This window comes from Alphaproteobacteria bacterium, assembly GCA_039980135.1.
Lineage (GTDB): Bacteria > Pseudomonadota > Alphaproteobacteria > UBA6615 > UBA6615 > UBA8079.
The window spans coordinates 315,678-338,086 of record JBDXCV010000009.1 but is presented as its reverse complement, the minus strand read 5'-3'; the positions used below and the strand labels follow the sequence as shown (position 1 = coordinate 338,086).

Genomic DNA, 22,409 nt, shown 5'->3' with positions numbered 1-22,409 from the left:
GGTGATGACGCACCAAGGGAAGACGCTTTTGTCGCGCAACGTGATCCTACCGGGCCTGTCGATGTTCGTTCTGGCGGTGATGTTTGTGCTCGCGCTTCGCGACGTTGTTCGTGAAGAGCCGCTCAACGTGATCGTGCTGACCGTCGAAAGCTGGCGCGCAGACACCGTGACCGCGGATGGGATGCCGCGACTTCTAGCCGCCGCGGAAGCCGGGGTCCGCTTCGACCGTCATCGGGCCGTTTCCGCGTGGACGGCACCCAATATCATCTCGGTGCTGACCGGCGTGTCGCCGCTCCAGCAAGGCACCGACACACGCGGCGATTCGCTGCCGCCGGAATATGATGTGCTGACCGAGCAGCTGTCGGCGCGCGGGTGGCGCGTTGCGGGATTGCAGGCGTTCATGCAGATCGACCTGTTTCGCAATCTCGGATTCCAATATGAACTTGGTGCCGATATGCGAAGTTGGCTGGCCGGTCGCGTGCGAGAGAAGGAGCCGTTCTTTCTTTGGCACCATTATCTCGATACCCATCTTCCGTATAGCCCGACGAAGGCAGATGAAATTCTTGCCGAGTTTCCCGTTGCCGGCCCGTCCGAAACCGCGCGGCGCAAGATGGTACGGACCTTGCCGGCCATTCCCGATGACGCTGTTGCATTCGCCGCAGGCGACCGGGCCTGGATCGAGGCGCTGTATGGTGGCGGCATTGATGATTTCGACAATTGGTTTGGGCAATTCTGGGCGTTTTTCGAGCAATCCGGTCTGCGCGATACGACCGTTCTCATCGTGACCGCCGATCACGGGGAGGAGCTGCTCGAACGGGGGCATGTCGGCCATGCGTCGACGACGCGCGCCGGGCATCTGCATGCGGAAATCGTGCGGGTCCCGATGTTTGTCTGGGCGCCGAAAGACCTGCTGCCGGTGCCGCCCGGCACCGTGGTCGACAGGCCGACCGACCATCGCATGATCGCGCCGACACTGGCGGCCATGTTGGGGTTCGGCACGATGCCTGAGGCCAAGGCACCGGACCTGTTCGACGCGCGTTCAGCCCTGGCCTGGGCTGGCTTTTCCAGTCGCGCCGGGTTTTCCGAGACCGATCCGGAGAACGTGAACGCGTTCGTGCTCGCGGGTGTCGAGGGCGATCTGAAAGTACATGTGACCGTCGATGCGGCGACGACGCCGGGGATCGAGGCATGGGATCTGGCCCGTGACCCGGGAGAGCGCATGGCGCTTAACCCGCGTCCCGCCGAAGCCGACCGGATCGCGGCGCAACTGCTGCGCGACTTCGCAGTCCGCCGGCTGCCGCCGGCCGGCGATGGCGGCGGCGATGTTTCGCGCGGAAGTGTCGGGCCGAGTTGGGTGCGGCCAAAAGTCAGCCGGCGGATCGGCTATCAGGATATCGCCGAGGCCACATATCTTGCGTGGACGGGCGATCCGAACGCGGGCTATGTCGTGGAGTATCAGGCGGGAACCGGCCTGCTTTCATTGTCGGGGGAGCTGGAGGTTGAAGGGACACGTCACGATTTCGGCCCCGTGAGCAGGAAATACTGGGAGACATGGGTGGTGCCCTACAAAAGCGTGCGGTTCCGGGTTCGTCCGTCCGAGGCATCCGAATCTTGGAGCGCGTGGCTCGAACTGGAGTTGGAGCGGTAATGGTGCGGCTCGCAACGATACGATGGCAGCTTGCCGGGCTGACACTGTTTGCCGCCGCACTGGCTGTTTTCGCTGTCGGCCTTGCCGGATCTGCACTTGTTGATGCCCGGCAAGCCGAACAACAAACGATCATCAACAACTATGCGCGCGCCGGTTCGATCGATCAGGTCCGTGAAAAGGTGCTTGCCGAGGCGTACTGGCGGCGCAATCCGGATGTTGCCGCCGACGATGTATATGGTGCTGCCAGTACGCTGGGCGTGTTCGGTGCGCGCGAGCATTTCAACCGGCATGGCCGGGTGGAGGGGCGCAAGTGGGGGCCGTAGGCGAGACGACGCCCCGGCCGCTACTGCGCTCGGTGGGCGCAAACATTGCGCTTGCTGGCGCGGTGCTGTCGCTCCTTTCGATTTTCTCGGCGTTCGCGCCGATCGAACTCGGTGTTTGGCCGCGCCTGGCCCCGATGAGCATGACGCTGTATCTGTCTGTCGGCATTTGTGCGCTCGGGCTGGTTCTCGTCTGGCTCGATGACCATGATCCCGTTGAGGCCGCGCTGACGCACCCGGCGGTACTCGCGGGCTTGTTCGTCGCATTGTGGAGCGGGGCACTGGCGCCGTTTTCCGACTATTCATGGTTGTCGATCTTTGGGACCACGGATATCGGCGAAGCAACTCTTCGATACGCTGGTTTGGCCATCTTGATCGCGACGGCGCTGGTGCTCGGCCCGGACCGGGCGCGCATGCGTATTCTGCTCGCGGTGCTCGTTGCCATTGGTGCCGGGGCGCCTCTCATTTTTGTCATCTGGGGGCAATCCTTCTTCACCAGTCTGGATCTGTTGGGGGGACTTGCGGCCCCCGCTGCGGTCGGCGTGTGGTTCCTGACCCCTGAGTTTTCGCTCAAGCGACGTTGCCTGGCGTCTGCGGCGGCGATGATCCCGGCGCTGGCTTTCTCGGTAAATCTGTCGGCCCTGATTCTCATCCCGTTTCTTGCGGTTCCGGCCGGGATCGCCGCTTACACGGTGATTCGTATCTGGCCGAATATGGAATGGCGCGTTCGTCTGGTGGCGGCGGCCGCGATTTTTTTCGCGCCGTTCGCCGGTATCTTTGCAACCTGGCTCCTGCCCGAGTTGGTCGAAGTGCCTTCGATACTCTCGCGAAAGCTCCTCAATCAGGTCTTGTTTACGGCGCTGGAGGCGGATCCCTGGATATTTGCGATTGGACAGGGGTGGGGCGAAATCGAGCTGACATTCGACCGCTTCCTGTTATTCGCCAACGCGCCGGTGTGGGGGACCGCCTGGGACTTGCCCGGACGTGGCACATCCCATGCGCACAGTATCTATCTTGAGGCCCTGTTTGGTGCCGGTTTTCCGGCTGTTCTGGGCGTTGTCGCGATCCATGCGGCGGTGGTTCTGTGTGCCCGGCGTGAGGACATCCCGGTTGCAATATTTGCCGCATCGTCGGTCGCCGGCATCGGCGCGCTGAGCGGACAACTGGCGGGAACCGTCGGCGCAAGCGCCTTGATGCTGGGCATTGTGACGGCGCGGCGAACGGCATCCCCGTCCCAGGTTTTGTCGCGCCATGGTGCACGAGCTGTGGCCATGCTCCTGCCGGTGATGGCCGCGATTTTCATCGGCGCGGGGCTCTGGCTGTTCGATCGGGACAATGATGTCCGGTTGCGGGTGGCCGATGTTCAGGCAAGGGGGGCACAAAGCCCTTTTGCCTGTGAAACCCATCCCGCCAGTGCGGTGTTCGCGGATATGGATCTTGCCCGCGGCCTCATCACATCCTACCGGCCGGCGTTCGAACGCTATGGACAGGCGGATGAGGCGCCGACCGAGACATTGCGATTGATCGACGCCTATGTCTGCTCCGCCCAGTCGCGCGCCGCGACGAGCCAATCCGTGGCGCTGCAATTGGCAATGGAAGCGTTCAGAACCGATGTCGCCTTTGGCGGTGAGGCAGGCTCGCTTCGAAGACGATACGAAGGCTCGCTCGAGAACTGGCCGCAGAAACTGGCGCGTTCGCTGATCCTGGTGCCACGGCGCTTCGATATTGCGATCGGATACCTCGCAAAGAATCTGGAACTTGAAAACTGGAGAGAAGTCGAACTCCTGTCCCGGGTGCTGTTGGATATCAGCCCGGATGACCCGATCGGTATGTGGTATCTGGGAACAATTCTGCTTCGCGCGGAACAGCAGGACCGGCGTACGGAGGGCCTGCTTCTGCTCGCGCGTGCACTCGAATTCGGCGTCACGCAGGTTCTTGAGATACCCGAGGAACTTCAGGCCCAAATTCGTCAACATGCGGTTGCCGTCGTGCGCGAACCGGAAGGTTAAATGCGTGAGACCAGCCAGGATGCTTTTCGGGTTTCATTAACCATATGTTATGGTTGTTAAATTACGAAGAAACACACTGTTGCAAAATTGCATCTAAAGGCGATTCGGTGTATCGAATCGTCTTCGAATATGGTTGTTCTGGCACGGTATTGAATGTACAAAAACCTGTGTAATTCCAACTGTTGGTACTGGATCGTCGGATGAAATTCATAAACACGTTTGGTGCAATGGCAATTGCGCTGCCTGTTCTCGCACTCGCGGGCACGTCAAGCTGGGCGGCGACGAACAAGACGACCGGAACGTCGAACAGTGACACGACCCAGGCAGCGACCACGGCCACGACCAAGAACACCGTTCAGACGACCCAGACCGGTGTGACTGGGACGGTCGCGCAGTTCGTGACAGCGACGGGCGGCACCTTTCCGAGTGGCGGTGACACAGGCGGTGGCCCCGGGGAAACCAGCCAGATTGAATACAGGTTTGACCGCAAGGACGGCTTCAAGACCCTCACGCGCGGCGCTGCGGCCGGTGGCGTGGATGGAAAACTCGCCGTTTGGCTGAATGCCGGTTACTCGAAGTTCGAGGAGGACTCGGTGGCGATTGAGGCCGATGGCGACACCTACTCGGTCTCCGCGGGCGCCGACTGGCTGTTCACGGACCGCCTGATCGGCGGCCTGTCGGTATCGGGTGAGTTCACGGAAACGACACTGACCTTTAACGACGGCTCGCTGGATAGCGAAGGCCTTACCGTTGCACCGTATTTCGTTGCCATTCTTGGCAAGAACAGAAACCTGCTTCTGGACGTCGTGGCCGGCTATGGCATGACCGAGAACGATGCGACGCGTGCGAACGGCGCAATCACGGGCAACTACGATTCATCGAAGTATTTCGTTGCGTCGAACCTCACCTATCTTCTGCGTCACTCGAACTTCGCCATTGCACCGAAGGCGGGGCTCCTCTGGTTTGAATCCAGCAATGACGGTTACACGGAATCGGGCACCGGTGGTGTCGATGTCCCGGCGGGTGATTCCCAGCTGGGCCAGGTGAATTTCGGTGGCCGGATCGACTATGTGAAAAACCCGAAATTCATCCCCTATCTTTCGATCCAGGGCGAGTATGACTTCGTCGGCGCGGATTACTCCGCCCTCGACGCTGCAACGCGGCCGCCCGAGGATGACGTCGGTGCGACCCTGGGTGCGGGTGCTTCGGTCCAGTTGTCAGAACGGGCGACCGGTACTCTTGCCGGCACAACCGCTCTGGCACGTGAGAACTTCTCGGCCTACTCCCTGTCCGCAACATTGCGTCTCAGGTTCTGATATGCCGCGCAAACTGCGCCGAAAGGCCCGCCCGAAAGGGCGGGCCTTTTTCGTACCCGCCATCGTGATGATGGTGCTTGCCGGCTGCGAGTCCGTCACGGGCGTGTTCGGCGAACGCGCCGATGTGGCCGCACACATTGCAACCGGTGCCAAGATGGAGCCGTTCTTTGTCGAGACGGGCCAGTTTGAGCTGACCGGTTACAAGCGGTTCCGCGATCCATCATCACGCGAGGTCTCGATCTACATCGAAGGTGACGGTCTCGCGTTTCTGGACGCAACGACGGTTTCCCGCGACCCGACACCGCGCGACCCGGTGTCTTTGCGGCTCGCCGCGCATGACCCGTCAGCGAACGTGGCCTATCTGGCCCGCCCGTGCCAATTCCAGACAGCCGAACGCCTGAGCCGGTGCAATTATGCCTATTGGACGAATGCCCGTTTCGCACCAGAGTTGGTCAGGGAGATGAACATTGCCGTCGACGCGATTGTTCAGGCATCCGGGGCAGACCGGGTGCGCCTCTACGGTTATTCCGGTGGCGGGGTGATTGCCGCGCTGCTGGCGGGTCAACGCCCGGATGTCGTGTTTCTGGCAACGGCTGCCGCGCCGCTCGATCATGGCGAGTGGACGCGTATCGGCCGTTACTCTCCGTTGGACCGCTCCCTCGATGCAATCGATCAGGTCCAGACTATCAAGCGCGTGCCCCAGGTTCATTTCGCCGGTGCGGACGATAGCCTGGTCCCGAAACTCGTTATCAAACGATTTGCGGAACGGGTGCATGCCGAAGGCGGCGATGTCGCGTTTGTCACGGTGCCGGGCACGGATCACTATTGTTGCTGGCAGGATGCGTGGCCGGCGCTATACCGGGACTGGGTCCGCAAACCATAAGGCGTCGCCTATTAGGTCCGGGCTCGCCTTTTGTGGGAAAATGGTGCATCCGAATTGTCCTGAACTCCCCTTGGATATTTTTCAGAGAGCCACCTGGTGCGAAGCCCCAAGAAGAACAGCAAGACGGGTCGTCGTAACGCGGACAAGGCGGGGGCGAATTCGCTCGATATAGCGACGCTTGATGTGTCCGTCGTCATCGTGAATTACAACGCGGGCGCGTTCCTGAGCGACGCCGTCGCGTCGGTGTTTGCGCAGAGCGCCACGCCTGTCGAGTGTATTGTGGTGGATAACGCATCGCGCGATGACAGCATTTCGACACTGCGATCGCGGGTCCCGGACCCGCGGCTGACCATTCTGGAACAGGAGTCGAATCTGGGATTCGCCGCCGGTTGCAACCGGGGTATTGCGCAGGCGCGTGGCGAGCTCGTTTTGCTGATGAATCCGGATTGTTTTCTCGAGGATGCCAGTCTGGCACGTCTGGTCGCCGCGCTTGCCGAGAATGAGGATGCGGGGGCTGTGGGGCCGTTGATCCTGAACATGGACGGGACCGAGCAGCGGGGTTGCCGCAGGGATATTCCCACACCGTGGCAGATCTTCTGTGTGGGTATCGGTCTGCATCGTTTGATGCCGAACCATCCGCGGTTTCGCAGCTTCAACCAGCAGGGGGCGGCACTGCCGGACGAGGTTGTCCGTGTGCAGAGCGTGTCGGGTGCGTGTATTCTCATTCGCCATGAGACGATTGAGCAGGTGGGGCTGCTCGACGAACGCTATTTCCTGCATTTTGAGGATCTCGACTGGTGCCTGCGCGCGGGGGAATCAGGGCATGAAATTCTCTTCGTACCAGATGCGGTTGCCCATCATGTCGGCGGGATCAGCAGCCGGAAATTTCCGATCCGGGTGGAAGCACACAAGCATGCCTCGCTGATACGCTTTGTGCGCGGCAACTTCGCGCAGTATTACCCGTCGGCCTTTATCCTGTTTGTCGCGCTGGTGGTGTATGCGCGCTTTCTTGCGGTTGTCGCCGGGTTGGCGTTGCGCGGCCCGAAAAGGCGCGATCGTGGTTGGCCCAGCCTCTTTGCGGATGCCGGTGCGCCGAAGCCACAGCGGGGACCGGTGACGGAGCGCGAGTCGAGCGATGACGACGGCTGATCGTACCAGTAACCTGAAGCATCTCGTTCGCGTCGCCGGCTCGGCAGTCGCGTTTCGTATTCTTCCCGTCTCGACGCGCAACATGGCACTGCTTCTGGTGTCGGTGTTCGATGTCCTGCTTTACGCCGGCGCGTTTTCGGTGGTTCTGAGCACGATCTTTTCCCTGTCGGGATGGGATCGCTTCATCCTCATGCTTCTGGGGCTGATCGTGGTGCGCTGGTCGCTCGGCTGCGCCGTCCAGGCATCACGGTTGGCAGGCTTCACAGAGATTTCCCGTCCTTTCCTGCGATATCCGGTCGTGTCGACGGCGATTGTTGCCATGGGCCACCCGACCCTCATATTTGCGCTGTCCATGGGTCTGTTGATTCCCGTCCTGCTGTTGACCGGCTCGGGTGTCAGCAGCACCCCGATCATCTGGTGGGGTTTGTACGCCGTTGGTGTGCAGGCATTCTGGAACTTCCTCCTGGTTTTGCTGGTTCTCTACATGCGCACCCACCGCTGGTTCGTTTCGGAGATGCCCGTGTTCCTGGGCTTTGCGTTGCTCCTGATCATATCTCCGGTTTTCTACCAGTTTCCCGATATCCCGCTCGCGGCAAGCCGGATTCTTACCAGCTTCAATCCCGGGTCACATTTGCTTGCCGCCTACCACAACGCGCTCTGGTTCGGCCGGGCGCCCAGCCTTGAGGTGCTGCCCTGGACGGTCGCATTTGTCATCATCGTGGCGGCCGCGATGCTGCGGATGCGATTTGGCCAGCCGACGCTGCTGGCGAGCTTTGGGGAGTCCGGGGCGCGCGTTGAGACGCTCACACTGCGATCGGGCCTGTGGCTGCATGATCACGATTATGATCATGATCATGATCATGATCAGGCTCCGGGCGAAGGACTGACGCGGTTCCGCCCCTGGCGTGGTGAATTGCCCTGGATGACGGGGCGTGAGCTGCTGCGGTTGCTGTTTCACGACCGTGACGAGCGCGCACGCGCGGTCCGGATATTCACCGGGCTTTCGCCCCGGGACCAGGAGGATGTAACCCTGGACCTGCTTTTGCCGGTGTTTCCGGATCGAATCCGCGACCGGCTATGTTGCGCTGCGGCCCTCGCGAAGCCGGGGGGCGTGTTTCTGGATCGTCTGCTGGACCTGATGGAGCCGGAAGATATTCAGAACATCAATCTGGCGGCGCGAAACAAGCGTCAGGATGGCAACGCGCCCCTCAGGGTGCGTGCGCGGGCCGGGGCCGCCCAACATCTGGTTCGTGGGCGCAACCATTGATGTGCGGAGTCAATGATAGCGGGTAAGAGAGGACGTATTTTCGGTTTCCCGATGGCCCTGTACGGGCCGTGGTTGATTTTCGTTTTCGTGGCTCGTCCTACGAAAACAGGAAGTCGTCCGTGTGCAAGTCGGTACGGTTGACGCCGATCAGGGTGAGATTGTCGTCGGAGTCGAGGGCGATGGAGACATTGGCGCCCACGTCGCTGGACGCCGCAAGCAGATCGTTGATGTCCGAAAAGCCGAAGGCACTCACATCGAGAATGTCGTCCGTGCCCGCACCGGCGACGAAGTCGGTGATCGCATCGGCGCCATCTCCGTTCTCGAAAATGAACAGGTCATCGCCCGCACCGCCTGCGAACCAGTCATTGCCGCGACCGCCGACCAGCACGTCATCGCCGCCCGCACCGTTGATCCAGTCGTTTCCGGCGTCGCCCTCGATCCGGTTTGCCGAACTGTTACCGGTCAGCGAGTCACCATGCTCGCTACCCTGCAGCCGTTCGATATCGATGTAGCTGTCGCCCGCAGCGTCGCCGAGATTACCGCCATTGGCCAGGTCCGCCGAAACACCCGTGGTCGAATCTTCATAGCTTGCGGTGTCATATCCGCCCGCACCGTTGAGCGTATCGCTGCCGGCCCCGCCAAACAGAACATCGTCACCCACGCCGCCGAACAGGGAATCGTTTCCGCCGTCCCCACGCAGCACATCGTCGCCGCTGGCCCCGTTGAGCCAGTCGGCGCCGTCATTGCCGCTGATGGCGTTGGCGCCGCCGTCGCCGACGAGCGAGTCTCCATGGGCGCTGCCGGAGATGTTCTCGACATTCGTAAACAGGTCGCCGGCGGCGTCGCCGTGGTTGCCGCCATGGGCGAGGTCGACCGCAACACCGCCGGAAGATTCGTCATAGCTGACCGTGTCCATGCCGTCGCCGCCATGGATGGTGTCCGCACCGGCGCCGCCTTCCAGGATATCGTTGCCGGCGCCGCCATCCAGCACGTCGTCCGTCGCGCCGCCGGTCAGGATATCGTCGCCGGTGTTGTCTTCCAGATGGCTCGTGACGGCGCTGAGGATGATATCGTCGGCCGCAAGGCCCGCGACGCTCGTGCCGAGGATCGTCAGCGTCGTGTTCGCGTCGAAGGTGACGACCACGTTCGAGCCGACATCCGCGGCGAGGGCGAAGAAGGTCGAATGCAGCGCGATCCCGAAATCGATGACATCCACCCGGTCGCCCAGGCCGGTACCGCCGTTGAAGTCGACGATCGTGTCGTGCCCGCCGCCGGTGCCGAAGACGAAGCGGTCGTTGCCTTCGCTACCGGTCAGGAAGTCGTTACCGCCGGCACCGTCGATCCGGTCGGCGCCGCGGCCACCATCGATTCGGTTCGCCGCACTATTGCCTGTCAGGGTGTCTGAATAACGCGAGCCGACGATGTTCTCGATCCGGATATATGTGTCGCCGTCGGCCTCACCGCCGGTACCGCCATTTGCCAGGTCCAGTGCGACGGCGCCGCCGGCGCTGAAAAATGCCGCCGTGTCGGTGCCGTCCCCGCCGTCGAGCGCGTCTGCGCCGCGACCGCCGCTCAGCCAGTCATGCCCGGCGCCGCCGAACAGGAAATCGTCGCCGTTGGCGCCGAACACCCAGTCGTCGCCACCGTTGCCCCAGATCGTGTTGTCGCCGCCATCGCCGCCCAGCGAGTCGCCATACTCGCTGCCGATGATATTCTCGATCCCGTTGAAGGTATCGCCGGCCGCGTCGCCATAGCCGCCGCCATGGGCCAGGTCGACGGCCACGCCGCTGCCGGCATCCGCATAGGTGGCCGCGTCGGTGCCGGCGCCGCCCGTGAAAGCATCTCCGCCCGCGCCGCCGTTGAATGTGTCGTTGCCGCTGCCGCCACTCAGGCTGTCGTCGCCGGAACCGCCGGTTGCATTGACCACCCCATCGGTGATGAGTTCGAGCGATTCGACATGGTCGGGCAGAACATAGTCGGTGAGGGTGGTGCGCACCGTGTCGGTACCGCCGCCCGCCAGTTCGATAATCACGTCGTCCAGGCTGTCGACAATGTAGATATCGTCGCCCGCGCCGCCGGTCAGGGTGTCGTTCCCGGTCCCGCCGTCGATCGTGTCGTTGCCGTCGCCGCCGTTGAGAGTATCGTCGCCCGCGCCGCCGTCGAGACTGTCATTGCCGGCGAGACCGCGGATAATATTTGCGCCGTCGGATCCGGTGAGTACATCGTTGCCGAGTGCACCGACAAGTTCCGGGATTCCGAGATTGTAGACATAGATGTCCGTATCGATTCCGTTTACATCCGTGACACCGGCGCCAATAGTCGTCGTCTGCGTGTAGATATAGACACGGCTGCCATCATCTGAGATGCCGAAACTCGACGAGTAGCCGTTTGCAGCTTGGTTGGAGTTGCCGGCTACAGAACTGAGAAGTGTCGTCTCACCATCCTGATGATCGTACAGAAAGACATCGTAAGACCTGGCGCCGTCTGTGACGTTGGGGACGACTGTCGGTTCCCTTGAAGCGAACATGACGTAGCGACCGTCGGCCGACATGGTTGCGCCGTTGATGGCATTTTCACCGATCGACAGCGACGGATCACTCCACTGATGGGTGACGAGCGTTGCCTGATCGGATTCCCGGTCAAACAGGTAGATGTCTCCAATCGACGAAACACCGCCGCCATTGTCGAAATTCTGCATCAGCACGAAACGGCCATCGTCGCTGATCTCGAGCGCGGTCGACCTTCCGGCGGCATTCATGTTCGATGGCGCATTGCTGGCCGTCAAAAGATCGAAGGTCGAGGACTGCGTGTCATAGACGAACACATCAGTCGAGTTGCCGTTCAGATCGGTCGCGCCTGAGACCAATCCGACACTTTGGCTTTCCAGAAGCACGTAGCGTCCGTCGGGTGTCATATCGATGCCCGCGGTCGCCGCGCGTGAGGTCGCGAGGCCCGTCGCAGGCGTGTCCGAAATAAGCGTTACTTCGTTCGTCAGCCGGTTGAAGAGATATGTGTCCAGAGAGTTCGCGTTGTCCGAAACACCGGAAACGATGTTCCATGATTCCGAGTTGAAGAGCACGAACTGGCCGTCGGCTGATATGTCCACGGCTTGGCTGTGGTCATTGGCAGTCGTGGTGGCGCTGTTGGGTGCGTGGCTGACGAGGGTGACTGTGCCGGTATCCGCGTCGAACAGATACACATCCGTGTTGCCGTTTCCGTCGGTCCCGCCGGATATCATTCCGTCTGAACTGGTGTTCTGAACGTTAAAGACCACAAAACGGCCATCGGCCGACATGCCGCCATTGGGCAGCGATATGTTCGAGATGGCGTTGGGTGTGCGCAACCCGGGTGCGGTTGTGTCATCAATCAGTTGGAACGTGTCCGTGTCGACCGTATAGAGATACAGGTCATCACGGGCATTTTGGTCGCTGATCCCCGACACTAGACTGGTAGCTGACTGAACGACGACCCGGTTGCCGTCCGCCGAGATCATTCGCGGTGTCATGTCGACGGCGGAGCTGTTCGGCGAGATCAGCGTGAAGTCGTTGGTCTCTTGGTCATAGAGGTAGGCGCCCCGGCCGCCTCCGCTGCTCACAAGGTCACTCGCACGGCTGTGGACCGCAATATACTGCCCCGTCGCCGACACCACGTTGTCCTGGGACGACCCGCCCGAAGTGAAATAGCCCCAGGTGGGGCCGTTCGCCGTCTGGCTGTCATTGCCCGCCGAATGACTGACGAGCGTGGGGGCTCCCAAGCTGCTGCTGGTGGCGGTCAAGGTCAGCGGTACATATTCTGCGCTGAAAGCGCCGCCGCCGGTGAAGCTCACCAATTCGATGTCGATGAATGTGTCCACGTCGCCGGAGCCGGCATGTGTGGCACGGACATTGCCATTTCCATCCCGATCGAAGATATAGTCATCGACAACGCCGGAGAGTTCCGCCGTGTCCACACCGGCCCCACCGTCGAGAATGTCGTTTCCTGCCCCGCCGAGCAGGGTATCGTCGTCTTGTTCTCCGCTGAGGCTGTCGTTGCCGGCGCCACCTTCCAATCGGTTTGCACCGTAGGATCCAGTCAGGATGTCGTCGTGGTCGGAACCGATAATGTTCTCAAAATCGAGAATGACATCGGACCCGCTGCCGCCCGACGCGCTTGACCCGCCGATATCCGCCGTGACCCCCGACAGCGCGGCCACATAACTGACCGTGTCGACGCCCTGACCGCCCATGAAAAAGTTGCTGTCATTCGTTCCGATGAACGTGTCGTCGTGGTCGGAGCCAATGAGCTTGGCGATGTTGATTAGAGTATCGTTCCCCGCCCCGCCGGTTGCGGTTCCGGCCACCAGATCGACGGTCACACCTGATGCCGCCCCTGCATAGGATGCATAGTTGTCGTTTGCGCCGGCACCGGGTGCAACCGCACCGCCATCGAGAATGTCGTCGCCGAGCCCGCCGACCAATGTCGTCGAAGACGAACCGCCCGTCAGAATGTCGTCGAACGCCGAACCGACGATATTTTCGATATTCACGAGACTGGCGACCACACCGCCGGTAGCCACACCCGTATCCAGGTTGACGGTAACGCCAGTGGCGATTGACGCGAAGCTGACGGTGTCACTCCCGGAGCCGCCGTCGAGGCTGTCGGTATCAGCACCGGCGACGAAGGTATCGTGATAGACGGTCCCGACGACGTTTTCGATGCTGATTAGCGTGTCCGCCCCCAACCCGGTTCCACCACCGGATACCGTGCCGGCATTGAGGTCGACCGTGACACCCGAACTGGCGTTGGAAAAACTGACTGAATCAGATCCCGCGCCGCCATCCAGGATGTCGGTCCCCCTGCCACCGACCAGCATGTCGTTGCCACCGCCACCAATCAGAGTGTCGTTGCCATTGTCGCCCATCAGAACGTTGGCACCTGCATCACCGGTCAGGGTGTCGTGGGAGGCCGAACCGACCAAATCCTCGATACCGGAGAGCGTGTCGGTACCTGCCGCGCCGGTTGCCGTGCCGTCGGCCAGGTTTGCGACGACGGCAGAATTGCCGGCGAAGGAAACGCGGTCCGTCCCCGCGCCGCCGTTCAGCGTGTCATCGCCGAGGCCGCCGAAGAGAAAATCGTCACCATCTCCGCCGATCAGGACGTTGGCCAGACCGTCGCCCGCCAGCGAGTCCGCGAATGCGGTACCTGTCAGGTTTTCGATGTTGGAAATCGTGTCGGTCACACCGCCGCCGGCAACCGTGCCGCTCGTGAACGAGGCGGTAATTCCGCTGGCTTCTGCCGCATAGCTAACAGTGTCCACACCTGCGCCGCCGTCGAGTATGTTGGCGCCGCTGGTGCCGGTCAGCGTATCGTCATGGTCCGAACCGACGATGTTCTCGATACTTGTGAGCGTGTCGTTCCCGGCACCGCCGGTCGCCGTTCCGGCATTCAGGTCCACGACCACCGACGCCGAAGCACCGGCGTAGGATGCGGTGTCCGACCCGGAGCCACCGTCGATCATGTCGTTGCCGGCGCCGCCGAGGAACAGATTGGCGGCCGCATTGCCCACCAACGTATCGTTGAAGGCCGTACCGATGACCGACTCAAAATTCGCCAGCGTGTCGTTGCCACCACCGCCGGATGCGCTGCCCGCGAGCAGGTTTACCGAGACACTCGATCCGGCAGATGCGTAGCTGATCGAATCCGAACCCGCGCCGCCATCCAGCGTATCGGCCCCCGCGCCCGAGACAAACGCATCGGCAAAACCCGATCCGATGTAACTCTCGATGCTGATCAGCGTGTCGGCGCCGGCACCAACCACGGTTCCGGCAATCAGATCAACGGTGACCCCGGCGCTGGCGGTTTCGTAGCTGACGGCGTCGAAACCTGTGCCGCCGTCGAGCAGGTCGTCGCCCGACCCGCCGCCAAGAATATCGTCGCCACCGCCGCCGGTGATCGTGTCGTTGCCGCCGCCGCCGAGCAGGGTGTTCGCAACCGACGAGCCGGTGAGTATGTCGTCAAAGGCGGAACCGATAACATTTTCGATACTGGTGAGCGTGTCGCTGCCGTGACCGCCCGATACGGACCCCGAAGTCAGGTTCACAGTCACGCCCGAGCCGGCGCCCGCGTATGACGACGTATCGTTGCCCGCGCCGCCGTCGATCACGTCGTCGCCCGCATTGCCAATGAACAGATTGTCGGCGCTGTTGCCGGTCAGGATGTCCGCCGCCGAACCGCCCGTCGCATTTTCGATGACTACGCCGTTTGCGATCGTGCGGCCACCGTAAACACCATCCGCCTTGGAGACAGCGCCACCGGCCAGAGCGCCGTCCGCGATGTCCAGCGTAGCGGCACGAAGATCGATCGTGACGCTATCGGAGCCCGAGTAGCGCATCTCGTCGGTACCGCCGGTGTCCCAGATCGACTCGTACCAGTGTCCTCCGGTGCCGATGTCCGGAAGGAAGTAAACGTTGTCGCCCGAACGCGCGGTGTCGTTGGCGCCGTACAGATGCTGCAGCGCCGCGATATCCAATGCGCCGAGAACCTGGTGGCCAAAATCGAACGAAAGCGGACTTATCGGTGTGCCATCGGCCAGCGTCTGTCCGTAATCATTGTAGGACATGACCGTGTAGAAGTTTGTATTCAGCCCGAAATCGCCCGTGTCGTAGGCGTCGGAAACACCCGGGAACACGAATGCGTTGTCGTGAGGATGTCCGAGACCCAGCGCGTGCAGTGTCTCGTGGATAACGGTGATAAACCCGTAGCCGCCGGGCTCGAGCGTACTGTGGCTCCACACTTGCGTGTAGTAGTCGTTCAGATACACCTGCCCTGTGCCGAATTCGGTAAAGACCGAGAGATCCGGAGGTAGGGCGAATCCCAGGGATCCGTCGTTTGCGGTGTATTGATTGAAGGTGAGGTCGGTCGAACCGGACCTCAGGTCGAACGTCAGGTTCGTGGCCTCGGAAATGAAATTGAAAGCGTCGGTAACTGCCGCTTTTTCCCACCACTGCCAGGAACCGGAAAAGGAATAGGTTAGGTCGGGGGAACTCCATTTGACGCCATTAGACGTGCCGAGACCTTCCCCCCACATGATCCCGTCGAGGAGGATATTTCCGGTAAAACCAGCGGTCGTCTCAACGGCCATAACTTACCTTCGACCCCCCAATATGCGGGAAGCGGACGACGCGTTCCTATTGCCAAACCCTCATACGTGCTTCGTCACAAACGAAATACTCTAACTTATTGTTTTATTTAGCAAATATTAGCAAATCCGCGCCGGTTTGCAAAGTGATCCACCCGGATTCGCAGTCGGCCATGGCGGTATTCCACAACCGTTTGAATTCTAACGGTTTCTTCCTCACGGGTGCGTGAAGGAACGACACCCTCAAGGCGCGAATCCGCGCCCGGATATACCTCTTTTCGGGAACCAACCGATTATGGCGATCGGGAGTCGGGGAATACGCGTCGCCGGCGACCTATTTGGTGGCGGTGATATTCCAGAAGTTGCCGAGGCTATTGTGCCCGCTGCGCGGACGTCGCGACGGCAAATTATATCCGAACGGGATGACCTCGCACGAGGCGAAGGGCGCGAACAACTCGGTCACCTGCGGGCGCGTATAGGAATACATGTGCGGCACGCCGAAGCATTCGTGCAACATGGTGCCCAGGCCGGGTAGGGCGGAACGTTTCTCGAGAAACATGGCGTAGATGGATCGTTCCCGACGCGTCAGAACATCGCTGGCCCGCTGCACGCCGCGAAGAATTTTGGCGACCCCGACCTTTGCCGAGAAGGTCCGATACAGGAAGACGTGGCAGGTCCCGCCGGGCTTCAGGACGCGATGCACCTCGCGAACGGCCGCCGCCGGATCCGGCGTGTGGTGCAGGACACCAAGACTGAAAACCCGATCGAAGCGATCGTCGGGAAAATCAAGATCGAGCGCGTCACCGGTGGCAAACTGTGGCACCGTGTTCAGCATTTCCGGCGGAACTTCCTCGCGCAAGCTGCGTTCCGATACGGCAATCGATTCCGGCGAGAAGTCGATGCCATGGTAGGACGAGCCGGGGGCAAGGTGCCGACAGATTTCGATGGCATCAGTCCCCTGGCCGCAACCCACTTCGAGACAGTCCAGCCGGCCACCGTTCGCCAGACTTTTCAGATATGCCGGCAGCCACGGCTCGATGATATGCCGGTGTCGCCGCCGCTCCGCGAGCGGGGCGTCGATTCCACATGGATGCGCGGACCAGAAATCTTCCTGCGTCGTCAAATCGGAATCTTCCATCCAAAACACTCTAAAAGGTGACCGTCGGCCGGCTGCGGTTCAGCCCGCGTCGGCGAAGGTGCGTCGCGCGCGTTGCGACACCCGCCGCCGGTAACTATCGATGGGCCTTTCTACGATATAGACGAGCAGGATTGATAGCGCGATCGTCAGCAAAAACACCATGATCGCCATTTCGTTTTCTGTGGGACGAACGGCGGAAATGCGGTGCCAGTTGCCGCCGATGAACTGTTTCACAAATATATGCGAGATATAGATCGGGAAGCTGAGTGCGCCGATGAAATCGTCCAGCCGGCTGTTCTTCGTGGCCAGGAAGATAAACGGCGTTGCCACCAGCGCGAACAGATACAGGGACCAGACGAGGCCCGAATCCTTGTCGGCGATGTACAGGGGGCTGTCGAGTTCGCCAAACCCGACGATATAGTAGACGCCAGCCGCGATCACCAGAATGAACAGAAGTTTGCCGACGTTTCTGGCGGTATCGGAATCGCGCAGGCGCGCATAGATGAGGTAGCTGAAATACCCCATCAGGAACATGACGAGCGTGGTTGGAATAAACCTGTAGCGGCCGGGATCGGAGGCGACGAGGCGCCGGGATATCTGCTCACTCACGCCGGCCTGGCCGGTGAGGAACCGAAAAATTTCCTCGGGAAACTGAAAGATGGCCAGTCGCAACGCCAGGCTCGACAAGGCGAGCGCGGCGACGATGGCGCGGTACTTGCGCGGTGTCGCCAGAACGAGGAACGGTGCGAGAAAGTAGAACAGGAACTCGCTCCCGAGTGTCCAGGATTGCGGAATCAGACTGCTCTGAACCGAATCGTAGGCCGGAATCAGACCGGAAATGATGTCCTCGCCGACCAACGTGATGTTCAGGATCATGAACAACACACGCTGTCCCGCATCCATGTCATCGCTCGGGATGGTGAACACGTTCTCGACGTTGTTAACCGTGAACTGCACGATCATCAGGGCCAGCACGACGTAGTAGGTCGGATAAATCCGGAGGATCCGGTTGAGAATGAACTTTCGCCGCCAGCGGTCGATGTGCCGGTATTGCTCGTTGATGATCATCGACATGTAGAAGCCGGAGATCAGGAAGAACAGCAGGACGGCAATCTGCGCGTTGATCAGAACCACGCCAAAGAAGGGCCCCCAGTGGCCGATCGCGACAGACAGGGCAAGGAAGCTGCGAACGGTTCCCATGGTCAGGCGGCCCCGATAGGGCCCGCGGGATCCGCATCCATGAAGGTGCGGAACCAGAGTTCGACCATCGCCAGCGAGTACAGCTTGTTGGCGCGGGCATAGTCCGCCAGCGTATCGGTCGAGGCGTGGGCATTCGTATCGAACATCGACCGTGCGCGCGCCGTGTCGAAGATTCCCCGCTCTTCGGTGCGGCGTGATCCGACCAGGTCACGGATGACCTCATTCAGCGGGGCTTCCCGGAACCAGCGGGCCAGGGGCGTGGGGAAGCCGCGTTTCGGGAGATCGAAAATCATCGGCGGCAACCAGTCCCGTGCCGCGGCGCGGGGAATGGCCTTCAGGGACCCGCCTGCGAGTTTCGACGACAGCGGCAGCGATGTCGCGAAATCGAGCAGGTCGTTTCCGCAGATCGGCATGCGCGCCTCGATCGAATGGGCCATGCCGACGCGATCTTCCTGCATGAACAGTGTCGGAAGATAGGTGCGCAGATAAAGCGTGAACAGGAGCTGCGCCGGTGTGTAACCGTTGCCGCCATACCGGTCGGCCACCGTGGAGGTCGGAACATAGTCAGGCTCCAACCCCTCGATCAGCGCGGGACCGGCGGTCTTCGGCCAGCCCTTGCGCGACGTCATGATGAAGATGCCGTTTCCGACTTCGGGCTGAATGAGCGGAAACATCAAGTAGTAGAGCACACGGGTGAGCTCGTCGGGCCGCACGGACGAAAGCGCACGGAACAGGCCCACGGGGCCGTGCCGCAGCCCGTCGCGAATCTGAAACGCCTTGTTGACCTGATAGCCCGCGAAAAGCTCATCGCCGCCATGGCCCGTGAGCACGACCTTCACATGCTCTGCGGCAAGCCGGGAGACGATGAATTGGGGAATGGCGCCCGTGCCCAGGGTCGGTTCGTCCAGGTGCCACATCACGCGGCGCATTTCCGTCTCGAACATCTGCGGGGTGATGACGATATCCTGAAGGCTGGCGCCGATATTGGCTGCGACCGCGCGCGCGCCGTCACGCTCGTCATAGTAGGGCCGGTCGGTGAAGGCCCCCGTGAACACCGGGAAATCGTCTCCGGGGCGCTTCGCGGCGGCCCGGGTGGCGACCGAGCCACTGTCGATGCCGCCGCTCACATAGCTGCCGACCGGCACATCGGAGATCAGGTGGCGGTCTACCGACGCGTCAAACAGTTCGGCGAAGCGCTCGGACGCCGGACCGAGAGACATCTCCTGGGGGTCCTCGGGAAACGCCAGGGACCAGAATTGTCCGCTGCGGAATCCATCCGGTCGCCATTCAACCCAGCCGCCGGGTTCGAGCTTTTCGACACCGGCGAAGAAGGTCTCTTCGGTGAGAACGTTCTGAAACGTCAGGAACTGGGCAATCGCGCGGTGGTTCGGTTTGCGCTCTATCCAGGGCAGCATCGCCTTGATCTCGGATCCGAACACGAGCTTGCGACCGACCCGGGCGGTGTACATCGGCTTGATCCCGAACCGGTCGCGCGCAAGCACGAGGCGGCGGGTTTGCCGGTCCCAGATGGCGAACGCGAACATCCCGTCGAGGTCGGCCAGCCCGTCGATCCCGAATTCCTGAAACCAGTAGGCGAGGGTTTCCGTGTCGCTGTTGGATTTCAAGTTCACGCCGCGCGCGTGCAGGCGGGCTGCGAGATCCCGGTAGTTGTAGATTTCACCGTTGAACGAAAGTACGTACCGGCCGTTTTCGGTGGTGAAGGGTTGTTGCCCGTGAGCCGGGTCGATGATCGCGAGGCGGCAATGACCCAGGGTCAGGTGGTCGTCGGCATAGACGCCGGAATCGTCGGGTCCGCGATGGGCAATCCGGTCGAGCATCCCGCGAACCTGCTCGAGGCAATTCTCGCCCGCGACCCCGATAACACCACACACGGATCAACGGTCCACGGAATCGTGACGTGTGACCTTCGTCAGGAGTTCGCGATGGTTGGGATAGGCCCGCAGCCAGTTGTCGCGCGAGAGTTCCCGAAGCAGGGTGAAGACCACGGCGAACCCGGTAAACAGCACGCCGAACAGGAACAGCAACATGGAAATCACGGCGAAAAATGCCGATACACCGCCCGTCAGAAGGTTCCAGATCGCGGCCAGCGCAAACAGAATTCCGCCCAACACCGCGATGGCCGAGATGACACCGAAATAGGCCATCGGCCGGGCCAACGCGATAAACAGGAGGTGCGACGAAATAGTGCCGAGCATGCGCCGGTTCAGGACATGCGCACCGGGTCGCTGTCGACGCGCGGTCTTGTTGCGTATTTCCCAGCTGATCGCCGCCGGAATTTCGATCGCGTTGAATCCCAGCGTGAGCAGTTTCAACAGGACCTCGAGATGAAACTCCTTGCCGTCGGACTTGAACTGGAGCGGCTTGATGATCTCGCTCCGATAGGCGCGGGTCATCCCGGTATGCATGGTGATCCCGCCGGAAAAAAACAGGCCGATCAGCTTGTTGCCGAGACGGCTGATCAGGCGCCTGCTTATCGGGACCTCGATGTACCCGACCCCCGAAAGATTGGGCGACGCGATGACGAAATGGGCTGTCTCGTCGGCTGCCAGCGCGTCGAATAATTGCGGTACGATGTTCTCGCCCCAGGACAGATCGACCTCCGTGGTCACGATAATATCGCCACGGGCGGCATCGATGCCCTGGCGCAGCGCGTGCCCGCGTCCCCGATTGGGCTGATAGGAAATCACCGCAACCCGGCCGGCTTCGAGCGAATCCCGGAATGCAAGAATTTCCGCCAACGAACCGTCGGTCGACCCGTCGTCCACCAGGATCAGCTCCCAGTCGTCAAAGCATTCGGAAAGCTTGGCGACCATCACTTCGGCCGCCGTCCTGATAATCGCCTCTTCGTTGTAGAACGGGCAAACGACAGTGACGGAACCCCGGCGTGAACCGGATGGCGTGGCAATCGGATTTTCCTGAGTCACGGTCAATCTGTCGGCAATCATATGTCTGTCACGCCCAGAATCAGGCGATCAGGGTACTCACGCAGCACCTGTCTATCTGATTTTTCCCACCGGTTAAATCCAATTGACGATCTCGGCGACTATTCGCTCGGCGGCGCGCCCGTCCCAAAGGTCCGGGATTGTCGTCTCTGCGGTATCTGTCTCGCGATATCGAAGGAATGCCGCGCGCAGGGCATCGGGGGAGTTCCCGACGATGGTGTTGGTTCCCGCGGCCACCGTGATTGGCCGTTCGGTATTTTCGCGCAAGGTCAGGCAGGGAATACCGAGCGCCGCACTTTCTTCCTGCAGGCCGCCGGAATCGGTCAGCACCAACGCGGCATCCTTCAGCAGGCCCACCATCTCGAAATAGGCAAGCGGGTCCATCACGGCCAGGCGTGGATGGGTTGCCAATTCCGTGAAGTTCGCGGCGTCGATTGCGGCACGCGTTCTCGGATGCGCCGGGAAGATCACCGGCATTTCATCGGCGATTTCCACCACGGCCTCCAGAAGCGGCCCGAGCACCTGCGGATCGTCGACATTGGACGGCCGATGCAGTGTCAACAATGCATACTTGTCCCGGGAAATCTCGCGCGCCTCCGGATCCAGTCCCGACTTGCTGAGCGTGCGGGATGCCGGGATCGCCCTGGGAAGTGCGTGAAACAGGCTGTCGATCATGACGTTCCCGACGAGCCTGATGCGTTCGGCCGCGATGCCCTCGGCCAACAGGTTGTCGACACCCGTCTGCTCCGTGACGAACAGAACGTCGGATATCCGGTCCGTGAGAATCCGGTTGATCTCTTCCGGCATCGTCCTGTCGAAACTGCGCAGGCCCGATTCCACATGAATGACGGGAATGCATTTCTTCGCGGCCACGAGTGCGCCTGCCAGAGTCGAGTTCACGTCTCCAACCACCAGGACAGCATCGACGCCGTCCGGATCAAGAATTTCGTCGAGCCCGGCCATGATCCGGCCCGTCTGGACGGCGTGCGACCCGGACCCCACGTTCAAGTTGATCTCGGGCGCGCGTATTTCGAGATCCCGGAAGAATTGTCCCGACAGGCTTTCGTCATAGTGCTGACCAGTATGCGCAAGGCGCACGGAAATTCCGTCGCACAGCGCGAACTGGCGCATGATGGGCGCCACCTTCATGAAATTTGGGCGCGCGCCAACGATACAGACAATCGTTTTCATCTATCGTCCCTCAATCGCGCTGCCGCAGTGGTGTGGGTCTGGTCATACCTGTATACAGGTTTCCGGGTTCCCCAGCCGTACCCTCGATCATTCTGTACGGTTCACACGGACCGGAAAACCCGATGTGACGTGACGATGAATTCCGCAGCAAACCATATCCGTTCCGACCCGACCCACAACCCGGTTCTGGCCCCGGTAGAAATACGGG

At 61.2% G+C, this 22,409-nt stretch carries 13 protein-coding genes; 7 read left to right on the top strand and 6 right to left on the bottom strand.

Annotation, left to right across the window (positions count from 1 at the left end; all coding sequences use genetic code 11):
* The first annotated feature begins 4 nt into the window (after nt 1-4).
* The 7 genes from ABJ363_12050 (at nt 5) to ABJ363_12020 (ending at nt 8,592) form a co-directional block, all read left to right on the top strand.
* Nucleotides 5-1,648, top strand: coding sequence for a sulfatase (locus ABJ363_12050; protein ID MEP4379726.1), 1,644 nt, complete (start codon nt 5-7; stop codon nt 1,646-1,648).
* Nucleotides 1,648-1,971 carry a hypothetical protein gene (locus ABJ363_12045; GenBank protein ID MEP4379725.1) on the top strand — a complete coding sequence of 108 codons (324 nt, stop codon included), beginning with the start codon at nt 1,648-1,650 and terminating at the stop codon, nt 1,969-1,971. Before ABJ363_12050 ends, ABJ363_12045 begins: the two co-directional genes overlap by 1 nt.
* Before the next feature lie 32 nt (nt 1,972-2,003).
* Nucleotides 2,004-3,977, top strand: coding sequence for a hypothetical protein (locus ABJ363_12040; protein ID MEP4379724.1), 1,974 nt, complete (start codon nt 2,004-2,006; stop codon nt 3,975-3,977).
* A 200-nt stretch (nt 3,978-4,177) separates the two neighbouring features.
* A complete protein-coding gene (locus ABJ363_12035; protein ID MEP4379723.1) occupies nt 4,178-5,293 on the top strand; it encodes an autotransporter outer membrane beta-barrel domain-containing protein in 1,116 nt (371 codons plus the stop codon).
* A 1-nt stretch (nt 5,294) separates the two neighbouring features.
* Nucleotides 5,295-6,176, top strand: coding sequence for an alpha/beta hydrolase (locus ABJ363_12030; GenBank protein MEP4379722.1), 882 nt, complete (start codon nt 5,295-5,297; stop codon nt 6,174-6,176).
* A 96-nt stretch (nt 6,177-6,272) separates the two neighbouring features.
* A complete protein-coding gene (locus tag ABJ363_12025; GenBank protein MEP4379721.1) occupies nt 6,273-7,325 on the top strand; it encodes a glycosyltransferase family 2 protein in 1,053 nt (350 codons plus the stop codon).
* Entirely contained in the window at nt 7,312-8,592 is a 1,281-nt protein-coding gene (locus ABJ363_12020) for a hypothetical protein (GenBank protein MEP4379720.1), read from the top strand. The genes ABJ363_12025 and ABJ363_12020 overlap by 14 nt, the downstream gene beginning before the upstream one ends.
* Before the next feature lie 97 nt (nt 8,593-8,689).
* Here ABJ363_12020 and ABJ363_12015 read toward each other — a convergent pair whose 3' ends face one another.
* The 6 genes from ABJ363_12015 to wecB form a co-directional block, all read right to left on the bottom strand.
* Complete coding sequence (locus tag ABJ363_12015) at nt 8,690-15,712, bottom strand: M10 family metallopeptidase C-terminal domain-containing protein (GenBank protein MEP4379719.1); 7,023 nt, start codon at nt 15,710-15,712, stop codon at nt 8,690-8,692.
* Nucleotides 15,713-16,043: 331 nt separating this feature from the next.
* Nucleotides 16,044-16,847: a class I SAM-dependent methyltransferase gene (locus ABJ363_12010; protein MEP4379718.1), complete on the bottom strand. Its 804-nt coding sequence runs from the start codon at nt 16,845-16,847 to the stop codon at nt 16,044-16,046.
* 39 nt (nt 16,848-16,886) lie between these two features.
* Nucleotides 16,887-18,047, bottom strand: coding sequence for an acyltransferase (locus tag ABJ363_12005; GenBank protein ID MEP4379717.1), 1,161 nt, complete (start codon nt 18,045-18,047; stop codon nt 16,887-16,889).
* Between the two features lie 2 nt (nt 18,048-18,049).
* On the bottom strand, nt 18,050-19,939 hold the full coding sequence (asnB, locus tag ABJ363_12000) for an asparagine synthase (glutamine-hydrolyzing) (GenBank protein ID MEP4379716.1): 1,890 nt from the start codon (nt 19,937-19,939) through the stop codon (nt 18,050-18,052).
* 3 nt (nt 19,940-19,942) lie between these two features.
* Nucleotides 19,943-21,013 (bottom strand): glycosyltransferase family 2 protein, encoded by a 1,071-nt coding sequence (locus ABJ363_11995; protein MEP4379715.1) that lies wholly within the window; start codon nt 21,011-21,013, stop codon nt 19,943-19,945.
* 72 nt (nt 21,014-21,085) lie between these two features.
* The gene (wecB, locus tag ABJ363_11990) at nt 21,086-22,201 is read right to left on the bottom strand and encodes a UDP-N-acetylglucosamine 2-epimerase (non-hydrolyzing) (GenBank protein ID MEP4379714.1); all 1,116 of its coding nucleotides are present in this window, start codon (nt 22,199-22,201) and stop codon (nt 21,086-21,088) included.
* Nucleotides 22,202-22,409 lie beyond the last annotated feature (208 nt).

Excerpts from the sequence above, each read along its gene's own strand:
- ABJ363_12030 (MEP4379722.1), top strand. The coding sequence starts at position 5,295 with ATGCCGCGCAAACTGCGCCGAAAGGCCCGCCCGAAAGGGCGGGCCTTT.
- ABJ363_12050 (MEP4379726.1), top strand. The coding sequence starts at position 5 with ATGACGCACCAAGGGAAGACGCTTTTGTCGCGCAACGTGATCCTACCG.
- ABJ363_12015 (MEP4379719.1), bottom strand. The coding sequence starts at position 15,712 with ATGGCCGTTGAGACGACCGCTGGTTTTACCGGAAATATCCTCCTCGAC.
- ABJ363_12020 (MEP4379720.1), top strand. The coding sequence starts at position 7,312 with ATGACGACGGCTGATCGTACCAGTAACCTGAAGCATCTCGTTCGCGTC.
- ABJ363_11995 (MEP4379715.1), bottom strand. The coding sequence starts at position 21,013 with ATGATTGCCGACAGATTGACCGTGACTCAGGAAAATCCGATTGCCACG.
- ABJ363_12005 (MEP4379717.1), bottom strand. The coding sequence starts at position 18,047 with ATGGGAACCGTTCGCAGCTTCCTTGCCCTGTCTGTCGCGATCGGCCAC.
- ABJ363_12045 (MEP4379725.1), top strand. The coding sequence starts at position 1,648 with ATGGTGCGGCTCGCAACGATACGATGGCAGCTTGCCGGGCTGACACTG.
- ABJ363_12035 (MEP4379723.1), top strand. The coding sequence starts at position 4,178 with ATGAAATTCATAAACACGTTTGGTGCAATGGCAATTGCGCTGCCTGTT.
- ABJ363_12010 (MEP4379718.1), bottom strand. The coding sequence starts at position 16,847 with ATGGAAGATTCCGATTTGACGACGCAGGAAGATTTCTGGTCCGCGCAT.
- wecB (MEP4379714.1), bottom strand. The coding sequence starts at position 22,201 with ATGAAAACGATTGTCTGTATCGTTGGCGCGCGCCCAAATTTCATGAAG.